A 9,636-nucleotide genomic window follows, 5' to 3' on the forward strand; every position below is an offset into this window, starting at 1 on the left:
TATAACTGCCGACCACCATCGTGCGTCAGGTTGACTACACCGAAGGTTCCGCTCGCGGTGACACTTCCGGCAAGGTGATGAAGCCTGCCAAACTGAAGAACGGTACCGAGCTGTCGGTTGCTGACTTCATCGAAATCGGCGACATGATCGAGATCGATACCCGCGAAGGCGGTTCCTACAAAGGCCGTGCCAAATAAGCACTGCTTTTCGCGGAAAGAAAAAGCCCGACCATCGAGTCGGGCTTTTTTGTGCCTGCGATTTCTTTGCGCCGCGGATCCCCTGTAGGAGTGAGCCTGCTCGCGATGGCGTCAGTGCAGCCAACATCTTCGGTGACTGATCCAGCGCTATCGCGAGCAGGCTCACTCCTACATAGGGTTTGTGTGTGCTTTTCAGACGGTGGTGTGCAGACGCACTTCTACATTGCCACGGGTGGCGTTGGAGTACGGGCAGACCTGATGCGCCGCTTCGACCAGGCTCTGTGCATCCGCTTGTTCCAGGCCTGGCAGGCTGATGTGCAGATCGATGTCCAGACCAAATCCACCAGGAATCTGGCCGATACCGACATGAGCGGTGATCGAGGCATCGTCGGGGATTTTGCGTTTGGTCTGGCTGGCAACGAATTTCAGCGCGCCGATGAAGCAGGCGGAGTAACCGGCAGCGAACAGTTGCTCAGGGTTGGTCGCCGCGCCGCCGGCCCCACCCAGTTCTTTCGGAGTGGCGAGTTTGACGTCGAGGATGTTGTCGCTGGAGATCGCACGACCGTCACGGCCGCCAGTGGAGGTTGCGATTGCGGTGTAGAGAGTTTGCATGGTGTGGGCCTCGTTGGGTGTATTTTTTCGCGCTAATTGTTTGCGCGCTAATTAAGTGCGGTATGAATGTAGCTCGCTAATGTTTAGTGCGCAAGATAATTTTTTGAGAAAGCTGAATCTCGGTCCTTTAAAGGCACTGTCGATCAGCTTGAAAGTGAAGATTTAGAGCGGATGGTAGGGGCGCGGGCTGAAGAATATTTTTCCTGGTGAACCGATCCTTTGTAGGAGTGAGCCTGCTCGCGATAGCGGTGGAGCAGGCAATACGGGGGCCGACTGAACCACCGCTATCGCGAGCAGGCTCACTCCTACAAGAGGGCAGCGCTGTTATCCGGTCAGGCTGTCTTGCAGATGGCTGCGCAGGGCTTGCAGCTCGGATTGTAGATTCTGCAGGCGTGCGAGGGTGAAACCACTGGCGCCCAAGATGCATTGCGGAACGCTTTTGGCCTGCTCATGAAGAGCCCGGCCCTGCGCGGTCAGTTCGACGATCACCACCCGTTCGTCTTCACGGCTGCGGGTTCTGCTGAGCAGCCCTTCACCTTCCAGACGCTTGAGCAGTGGCGTCAGCGAACCCGGATCAGTCAGCAACCGCGTGCTGATTTCGCCCACGGTCAAACCGTCCTTTTCCCACAGCACCATCATTGCCAGATACTGCGGGTAGGTCAGGCCCAGCGCTTGCAGCAGCGGTTTGTAGACCTTGGTCATCATCAGCGAGGTGGAATGCAAGGCGAAGCAGGCCTGATTATCCAGCAGCAGGTGATCGCAGTGGTCGAGTGTGTCGCGTTCGGTGGTCATGGCAAAGCCTTGGTCGGTGATGGACTTGAATCTAGCGCCCGAATGTTTAATGCGCCAGATAATTATCCAGAATCTAGTGCCGGCCCAGCTCGCGCTGTAGCGCCAGATCCCACGGCGGCACCGGGCTGAAGCGGGTCTTGAGGTATTCCAGGAGCAGGCGGCTGCGCGAATGGGTCTGCTGTTCCATGCGCAGTGCATAGATGCCGGTGCTCTCTGGTTGCGGCAGACCGTTCTCGCAGAACAGCGGCAGCAGTTCGCCGCGCAGCAGGTACTCACTGGCCAGCCAGGTCGGCAAATGCGCGACGCCCAGCCCGGCCAGAGCCCCGCACACCAGTGCCTCGGCATTGTTGGCGCTCATGCGGATGCGCGCGGGGCGATGCAGTTGCATTTGCCCGTCCAGTTTGAAGCGCCAGGCGAAGGGCGGGGCGAGGCCTTCCCAATCCAGCCCGTCATGTTCACTCAACTGCGCGGGATGGCTCGGTGCGCCACGGCGTTTGAGGTAGTCGGGGCTGGCGCAGGCAATGCGTACCATGCTCGCCAGGGGCGTGGCGACCAGCCGCGTATCGGCCATTTGCCCGGCACGCAGCACCAGATCGACTTTGCCCAGATTCGAGCCGTGCATGTCGATGAAGCTGTCGATCAGGTGCAACTGCACGTCGAGTCCCGGGTACAGCACCAAAAAATCCGCGATCACCGGCGCCAGATGGCGGCGACCAAAAGCCGCCGGGGCATCGATGCGGATCAAGCCTTCCGGCGCACTGCTCAACGACACCGCCTCGGCACGGGCCAGTTGCAGCTCGCTGACAATGCGCCGCGCCCGCTCGGCAAACGCCAGACCCGCCGGGGTCGCCCGCACGGCGTGGGTGCTGCGAATGAACAACTGGCTGCCGACCGCGCCTTCCAGGCTGTCGATGCGCCGCGCCACGGCAGAGGGCGTCAGCGGATGCCGACGGGAAGCGGCAGAAAAACTGCCACTCTCCAGTACATCGAGAAACAGCCCGAGCTGTTCGGTCAACTGATTGGGATTCATGAGTGCTTCGGTGCTTGTGCGAAATTGGCATAGCCATTGTGCGTTGCTGTGCGTTTCCCCGCCAGCCTCGACTGCGTAGGATGAATCGCCTGACGGATGAGGACATCGCTGTGATCGAGTTTTTGTTGTACCTGCTGTTTGGCGCCGCTCTTGGAACCCTGGGTGGAATCTTCGGCATCGGCGGTGGTTTGATCGCTATTCCGCTGCTGGGCGTGTGGTTCGGCCTCGATCAGCAGATCGCCCAAGGCACGGCGCTGGTGATGGTGGTGCCCAACGTGATGTTGGCGCTGTGGCGCTATCACCAGCGCAATCGCATCGAGCTGCATCATGCGCTGCCGTTGGCGGTGATGGGCTTTTGCTTTGCGTGGATCGGTTCGATCTGGGCGGTGGGCATCGATGCGCAGACCATGCGTATCGGCTTTGTCGCGTTCCTCGTGGTGCTCTCGGCGTACAACCTGCTGAAGATGTTTGGCAAGCGACCCGCCGCGACTTCCGAAATGCGCTATTCCTGGCCATGGCTGGGAGTGTTGGGCGCAGCGTCCGGAACCATGGGCGGTCTGTTCGGTGTCGGCGGCGCCGTGGTGGCAACGCCAGTGCTGACCAGCCTGTTCGGCACCAGCCAAGTGGTTGCCCAGGGCCTGTCGCTGGCATTGGCGTTGCCGAGCACCGGCGTGACCCTGGTGACTTACGCGGTGCATCACGAAGTGGACTGGATGATCGGCCTGCCACTGGCCATTGGCGGTCTGGCGAGCATCAGTTGGGGGGTGAAAGTCGCCCACGCCATGCCGGAAAGGCTCCTGCGCGGGCTGTTTTGCGGTTTTCTGGTGCTGTGTGCGGTGATGCTCGCGTTTAAAGTTTGAAGCCTTCGACGATGTGCTCGGCCAGGCATTCGGTGATCGGCGACGGATTGTTCAGGTTGCGGATCAGCATGATGCTGGCCTCGGGCAGCAGCGGCAGGTCTTCGGCAGCGCCAAGAATGCGCATGTCCGGGGTGATCAGGCTTTCCAGTTGCGCGGTGATCGCCAGACCGGCGCTCACCACCGCCATCAGTGCCGACAGGCTGGTGCTGTTGTAGGCGATGCGGTATTCGCGGCCCATTGCGTCCAGCGCATTGCAGGCCCACAAGCGGCAGAAACAATCACTGTTGAACATCGCCAGCGGCAGCGGCGTCTGCTCATGGGCGCTGAAATTCTGCGCCTCGGCCCAGACGAATCGCTCCTTGCGCAGCAACTGGCCAATCTCGTTGCCCGGCTCGCGAGTGACGATCGACAGGTCCAGATCGGTGCGCTGCAACAGCTGTTTGCTGGATTCGCAGTGCACTTCGATCTGGATCAGCGGGTAGAACTGGGCAAACCGCGAGAGGATCCCCGGCAGAAACCGCATCACGTAATCGTCCGGCGTACCGATGCGCACCGTGCCAACCATGTGCGGCTCGCGCAAGGTGTTGAACACTTCGCTGTGCAATTTCAGGATGCGCCGCGCATAACCCAGCAGCACTTGGCCTTCGGCTGTCAGGCGCACCTGGCGACCGTCACGCTCGAACAACTGACGCTGCAACACGTCTTCTTCAAGGCGCTTCATCTGCATGCTCACCGCCGATTGCGTGCGGTTGACCATCTCGCCGGCGCGGGTAAAACCGCCCTGATCGGCAATTGCAACGAAAGTGCGCAGGACATCGGTATCGATACTGGGGTAGGCCGACAATTGATGAATCTCCGTGATGAATGCCATCAGAAACATTCGTTGGATTGATCTTAGCGCCAGCGCGAGACTTGAGCCATCCACAAGGAGGGCAACACGATGAAAGGTCAAAGAGAGTATGTAGACGACACAAAATTTTCCGGCCACGGCCATATCGTTTCCGACCTGCTGCACAAGTTTAGCCGTTGGTACGAACTGCACCGTGAGCGTGAGTTGCTTGCCAGCCTGAGCGACGAAGCGCTGAAGGACATCGGGGTCAGCCGTGCCGACGTCGAACACGAGGCCATCCGGCCGTTCTGGGACGATCCGATGCATAAATGATCAGGGCCTTACTACACAAACCACTTTCAGGTGAGGTAGGTTGCGAGCAGACAAGGAGATGTTCATGCCCGCGACTCTGGCCTTTTCCCTCAAACAGGCGCGACGTCTGGCGCTGGCTGCCCAAGGATTCAACGGGCGCCAGCCGCCGACCGTCAAGGCGCCGCAACTCAACCGGCTGATCGAACGGCTGGGGCTGTTGCAGATCGACTCCGTCAACGCCGTGGTGCGCTCGCACTACCTGCCGCTGTTTTCCCGTCTCGGTTCCTATTCTTCCGATCTGCTCGACCAGGCTGCCTGGAGTTCGGGCGGTCGGCGCACGCTGTTCGAATACTGGGGGCATGAAGCGTCGTTGCTGCCGCTGGCGATGTATCCGTTGCTGGGCTGGCGGATGCAGCGGGCCAGAAATGGCCGGGACATTTATCAGCAACTGGCGAAGTTTGGTCTTGAACAGCAGGACGTCGTGCGCCGGGTTTTAAGCGCGGTCGAGGAGCGCGGTGCATTGGGCGCCGGCAGCCTGTCGACCCGTGAGGACAAGGCCGGACAGTGGTGGGACTGGAGTGCGGAAAAGCATGCACTGGAATGGTTGTTCGCCGCCGGTGAAGTGACGGTGGCCGGTCGCCGCGGTTTTGAGCGTTTGTATGATTTGCCGGAGCGGGTGATCCCGACGTCGATTCTGCGGCAGCCGTTGCCGGATGAAGCCGAAGCGCAACGTGGTTTGCTGCTGCACGCGGCCCAGGCTTTGGGCGTCGGCACGGAAAAGGATCTGCGCGATTACTTCCGCTTGAACCCTGGCGATGCGCGACCGCGTCTGGCGGAACTGGTCGAGGACGGGCGGTTGCAGACCTGCGAAGTCGCCGGCTGGCGACAGATTGCCTACTGCCTGCCGCAGCCGAAAGTCCCGCGTAAAGTTGTCGCCAGTGCTTTGTTGTCACCGTTCGATTCGCTGATCTGGGAGCGCAGTCGTACCGAGCGGCTGTTCGATTTTCGCTATCGGCTGGAGATCTATACGCCGCAGGACAAGCGGGTTTATGGCTATTACGTGCTGCCGTTTCTGCACAACGAGCGGATTGCCGCGCGGGTCGATCTGCGTGCCGAGCGGGCGGCGGGGCGATTGGCGGTGCATGCAGTGCACGAGGAAGCGCCGGGGCTGGACGAAGAGGGGATGCTGGCGCTGGCGTTGAATTTGCGGCAGATGGCCGATTGGCTGGGGCTTGCGCGGGTGCAATTGAATTGTCAGCGCGAAAGTGCGGGGCGGTTGCGGGTGGCATTGGCTGAAATCTGTAGTGACTGAGCTGGCCTCTTCGCGAGCAAGCCCGCTCCCACATGGGTTTTGTGTACGACACAGATCCAGTGTGGGAGCGAGCTTGCTCGCGAAGGCGGCCTGCCAGACGCTAAAAATCTGACTGATTCAGCGGCGAACCTGTTTCAGAGTTTCGGCAATCAAAAACGCCAGCTCCAGCGACTGATCGGCATTCATCCGCGGGTCGCAGTGGGTGTGGTAGCGATCCGAAAGCCCGTCTTCAGTAATCGGCCGCGCACCGCCGATGCACTCGGTGACATTCTGTCCGGTCATCTCGATGTGAATCCCGCCGGCATAAGTGCCTTCGGCTTCGTGTACCTGGAAGAACTGTTTCACTTCGCCAAGGATCTGCGCGAAGTCGCGGGTCTTGTAGCCGCTGCTGGCTTTGATGGTGTTGCCGTGCATCGGATCGGAGCTCCACAGCACCTGCTTGCCCTCACGTTGCACCGCGCGGATCAGCGCCGGCAGGTGATCGCCGACCTTGTTTGCGCCCATCCGCGCAATCAGGTTCAGGCGTCCCGGATCGTTGTCCGGGTTGAGCACGTCGATCAGGCGGATCAGATCATCCGGGTTCATGCTCGGGCCGACTTTCACCCCGATCGGGTTGTTCACTCCGCGCAGAAATTCGACGTGGGCGCCGTCGAGCTGACGGGTGCGGTCGCCGATCCACAGCATGTGCGCCGAGCAATCGTAGTAATCGTTAGTCAGGCTGTCGCGACGCACGAAGGCTTCTTCGTAGTTCAGCAGCAGCGCTTCGTGGGCGGTGAAGAAACTGGTTTCGCGCAGTTGCGGCGAACTGTCCATGCCACAGGCGCGCATGAACGCCAGGGTTTCATCGATGCGATCGGCAAGATGGCTGTATTTTTCGGCCAGTGCCGAGTTGGCGATGAAATCCAGGTTCCACTTGTGCACCTGATGCAGGTCGGCAAAACCGCCCTGGGCGAAGGCGCGCAACAGGTTAAGGGTGGCGGTGGACTGGTGGTAAGACTGCAGCAGGCGCTCGGGATCCGGCACCCGGCTCTTTTCGTCGAAACCGATGCCGTTGACGATGTCACCCCGGTAGGCGGGCAGGGTCACGCCGTCTATGGTCTCGTCGTTGGCCGAGCGCGGCTTGGCGAACTGGCCGGCCATGCGCCCGACCTTGACCACCGGACAACCGGCGGCGAAGGTCATCACGATCGCCATTTGCAGCAATACTTTGAACGTGTCGCGAATCTTCGCCGCCGAGAACTCGGCAAAGCTTTCCGCGCAATCGCCGCCCTGCAGCAGGAACGCCCGGCCCTGAGTCACTTCGGCAAACTGACGGCGCAGCTCGCGTGCTTCGCCGGCAAACACCAGCGGCGGATAGCTGGCCAGGGTCTGCTCGACCTGGCGCAGATGCGCCGCGTCAGGGTATTGGGGTTGTTGCTGGATCGGCAGGGCGCGCCAGCTGTCAGGGCTCCACGGTTGGCTCATCACGGTCTCTAATTGGTTCTACGCACGGGAAGCCCATGGTAGCAGCAATTAGTGCGTGACCTGCTCCCGCCCCATCACCGACAATCGCCGCTTTGCCACGGCGCCGGAGCGGTGCCATCGCGTCACCGCGCCCGGTGACCATCAGGAGACGAAATGACTGAGGAGCGCGTCGAGCTGTTGCTCGCCGAGGTACAGGATGAGTTCGGCGTGATTCGCGTGCTGGAAGTGGCCGATTACCGCTTTCTGGAATTCGGCGATGCCATCGAACAGAGCTGCGTGTTCACCGCCGATCCGAGCTGGCTCGAATACGACTACACCCGGGCGATGCTGATTGGCGCGTTGTGCCATGAGCAACCGGAGAGCGCGCTGTTTCTCGGCCTCGGTGCCGGCACCCTGACCCAGGCTTGTCTCAAGTTTCTGCCGCTGGAAGACGTCGAAGCCATCGAACTGCGCCCGGACGTGCCGCGCCTGGCCATCGAATATCTAGGGCTGGATGACGATCCGCGTTTGTACATTCGTGTCGGCGATGCCCTGGAGTTGCTGCCGACGGCCGAGCCTGCGGATCTGATCTTTGTCGACCTCTACACCGATGTCGGCCCGGGTGTCGGGCATCTGGCCTGGAGTTTCCTCGGTGATTGTCAGAAACGTCTGAATCCGGGTGGCTGGCTGGTGATCAACCAGTGGGCCACCGATGACGGAAAGCCGTTGGGCGCAGCGTTGCTGCGCGGGCTTTATCACCGGCATTACTGGGAGCTGCCGGTGAAGGAGGGCAATGTGATTCTGATTGTGCCGGCGGATCTCGATCAGGACCTGGACATGCAAGCCCTGACCGCCCGGGCCGAAGCGCTGGCGCCGCGGTTGGGGTATTCGTTGCAGTCGTTGATCAACGCAATTCGCCCGGCGACATGAGTGGTTAGTAATGGCCCTTCGCGAGCAAGCTCGCTCCCACATTTGAAATGCATTCCAAATGTGGGAGCGAGCTTGCTCGCGAAGAGGGCCTGAAGAGCACCCGTTTTCTCAGATCCCTTTGAAGATTCCAGGGCGCCGCTCAACCAGCGACCGTACCCCTTCCTTGGCATCCTCACTCCCCAGCAACTTCTTCACCAGCGCCGGCAACCCCTGTGCCGCCGCGGTCTCACCTTCATACCGCGCCTGCCGCGCCGACATCAGCGTCGCCTGCACCCCCAGCGGCGCCTGCCGGGCAATTCGCTCGGCCAACTCAATCGCTCGTGGCAACAGATCCTCGCTGGCCATCACTTCCTGTACCAGGCCCAAATGCAGCGCATCGTGTGCATCGAACTCATCTCCGGTCAGCAACCAGCGCATCGCGTTGCCCCATCCCGCCACTTGATGAAAACGTAAAGTCGCGCCACCAAAAGGAAAAATCCCACGCTGCACTTCCATTTGCGCGAAGCGGGTGTTGCTCGCACACAGGTTGATATCGGCGGCCAGCATCAACTCGATGCCGATGGTCAGGCAGTAGCCCTGCGCGGCAACAATCACCGGTTTGCTCACTCGCGGTCCGACGAAAACACCCCATGGGTCGCAACCACCGGTCGGAACCTGCCAGCCTTCGGCAAGCGCCGAGCTCGCATTCAGTAAATCCAGACCGGCGGTAAAGTGCTCGCCATGCCCGAATACCACGGCCACTCGCGCTTCGCTGTCGGCCTCGAACTCACCGTAGGCCAGGCTCAGCGCGTTGAGCAGATCGAGGTCGAACGCGTTGCGTTTGGCCGCTCGGTCCAGGCCGATCAGGTGGACATGACCACGACGTTCACGGCTGACGCGGCCGGGGCAGGGCTGATTCATGGGTAAATCCTCGGGCGGGAAGGGCGGGTGCAGCGACGGTATGCCGCACATCGGTGAATCGTTTAAGCGTCATCGCCCGCAAGGCCGGGCCTTTGCAAAATAGACCTTCGCACGATTATCCGCAAAACCCCGTTACACAGCGGTGACACAGCGATTCAGCTGATAAAAAAAGCTCCCTTTTCGGGCAAATTCCGGTATAGTGCGCGCCGGCCTTTAACCGGGCCGCGTTTAGGTAGCGCAATTCCCCGAAGTCAGCTTCGGCTGCACGTCCGCACTGCGGGCTCTTCCTTGACGATTCTTTTTCATTCATACGTTTTCGCAAATCCCCGCCGACAAAGCTGCCAGGGCGACTCTTGAGTCTCAACACGGCATGTGCAGCTTTGGAGCATGGGTCTTTGCGGATGCACGTAGAGGCAGTC

Annotated in this window: 10 protein-coding genes and 1 pseudogene; 5 read left to right on the forward strand and 6 right to left on the reverse strand. The window is 60.7% G+C overall.

Annotation, left to right across the window (positions count from 1 at the left end; all coding sequences use genetic code 11):
- Positions 1-5: 5 nt before the first annotated feature.
- Positions 6-197, forward strand: a pseudogene (locus tag ACIP8I_RS26690) (elongation factor P); the annotation flags it as partial.
- A gap of 192 nt (positions 198-389) precedes the next feature.
- Here ACIP8I_RS26690 and ACIP8I_RS26695 read toward each other — a convergent pair.
- The 3 genes from ACIP8I_RS26695 to ACIP8I_RS26705 form a co-directional block, all read right to left on the reverse strand.
- Positions 390-809 carry an organic hydroperoxide resistance protein gene (locus ACIP8I_RS26695; protein ID WP_003226782.1) on the reverse strand — a complete coding sequence of 140 codons (420 nt, stop codon included), beginning with the start codon at positions 807-809 and terminating at the stop codon, positions 390-392.
- Positions 810-1,133: 324 nt separating this feature from the next.
- Positions 1,134-1,601, reverse strand: coding sequence for a MarR family winged helix-turn-helix transcriptional regulator (locus ACIP8I_RS26700; RefSeq protein WP_400764862.1), 468 nt, complete (start codon positions 1,599-1,601; stop codon positions 1,134-1,136).
- Positions 1,602-1,674: 73 nt separating this feature from the next.
- A complete protein-coding gene (locus ACIP8I_RS26705; protein WP_400764864.1) occupies positions 1,675-2,631 on the reverse strand; it encodes a LysR family transcriptional regulator in 957 nt (318 codons plus the stop codon).
- A 110-nt stretch (positions 2,632-2,741) separates the two neighbouring features.
- Here ACIP8I_RS26705 and ACIP8I_RS26710 point away from each other — a divergent pair, with 110 nt between their 5' ends.
- Entirely contained in the window at positions 2,742-3,491 is a 750-nt protein-coding gene (locus ACIP8I_RS26710; protein WP_400764871.1) for a sulfite exporter TauE/SafE family protein, read from the forward strand.
- Here ACIP8I_RS26710 and ACIP8I_RS26715 read toward each other — a convergent pair.
- Positions 3,481-4,335 (reverse strand): LysR substrate-binding domain-containing protein, encoded by an 855-nt coding sequence (locus tag ACIP8I_RS26715; protein WP_177325748.1) that lies wholly within the window; start codon positions 4,333-4,335, stop codon positions 3,481-3,483. The two genes, ACIP8I_RS26710 and ACIP8I_RS26715, sit on opposite strands and share 11 nt — an antisense overlap.
- A gap of 96 nt (positions 4,336-4,431) precedes the next feature.
- Between ACIP8I_RS26715 and ACIP8I_RS26720 the strand changes: the two genes are divergently transcribed.
- Both ACIP8I_RS26720 and ACIP8I_RS26725 read left to right on the forward strand, forming a co-directional pair.
- Positions 4,432-4,653 carry a DUF1127 domain-containing protein gene (locus tag ACIP8I_RS26720; RefSeq protein WP_007964812.1) on the forward strand — a complete coding sequence of 74 codons (222 nt, stop codon included), beginning with the start codon at positions 4,432-4,434 and terminating at the stop codon, positions 4,651-4,653.
- Positions 4,654-4,717: 64 nt separating this feature from the next.
- Positions 4,718-5,944 (forward strand): winged helix-turn-helix domain-containing protein, encoded by a 1,227-nt coding sequence (locus tag ACIP8I_RS26725; protein WP_400764866.1) that lies wholly within the window; start codon positions 4,718-4,720, stop codon positions 5,942-5,944.
- Between the two features lie 117 nt (positions 5,945-6,061).
- Here the strand turns inward: ACIP8I_RS26725 and ACIP8I_RS26730 are convergent, their stop codons facing one another.
- Complete coding sequence (locus tag ACIP8I_RS26730) at positions 6,062-7,408, reverse strand: class II 3-deoxy-7-phosphoheptulonate synthase (protein WP_007964815.1); 1,347 nt, start codon at positions 7,406-7,408, stop codon at positions 6,062-6,064.
- Positions 7,409-7,561: 153 nt separating this feature from the next.
- Here ACIP8I_RS26730 and ACIP8I_RS26735 point away from each other — a divergent pair, with 153 nt between their 5' ends.
- Positions 7,562-8,317, forward strand: a complete 756-nt coding sequence (locus tag ACIP8I_RS26735; protein ID WP_400764867.1) for a spermidine synthase — start codon at positions 7,562-7,564, stop codon at positions 8,315-8,317.
- Positions 8,318-8,425: 108 nt separating this feature from the next.
- Here ACIP8I_RS26735 and ACIP8I_RS26740 read toward each other — a convergent pair whose 3' ends face one another.
- Positions 8,426-9,217: a crotonase/enoyl-CoA hydratase family protein gene (locus tag ACIP8I_RS26740; protein WP_400764869.1), complete on the reverse strand. Its 792-nt coding sequence runs from the start codon at positions 9,215-9,217 to the stop codon at positions 8,426-8,428.
- Between the last annotated feature and the right edge of the window lie 419 nt (positions 9,218-9,636).

It is taken from the genome of Pseudomonas sp. NPDC088414 (assembly GCF_044753325.1).
Lineage (GTDB): Bacteria > Pseudomonadota > Gammaproteobacteria > Pseudomonadales > Pseudomonadaceae > Aquipseudomonas.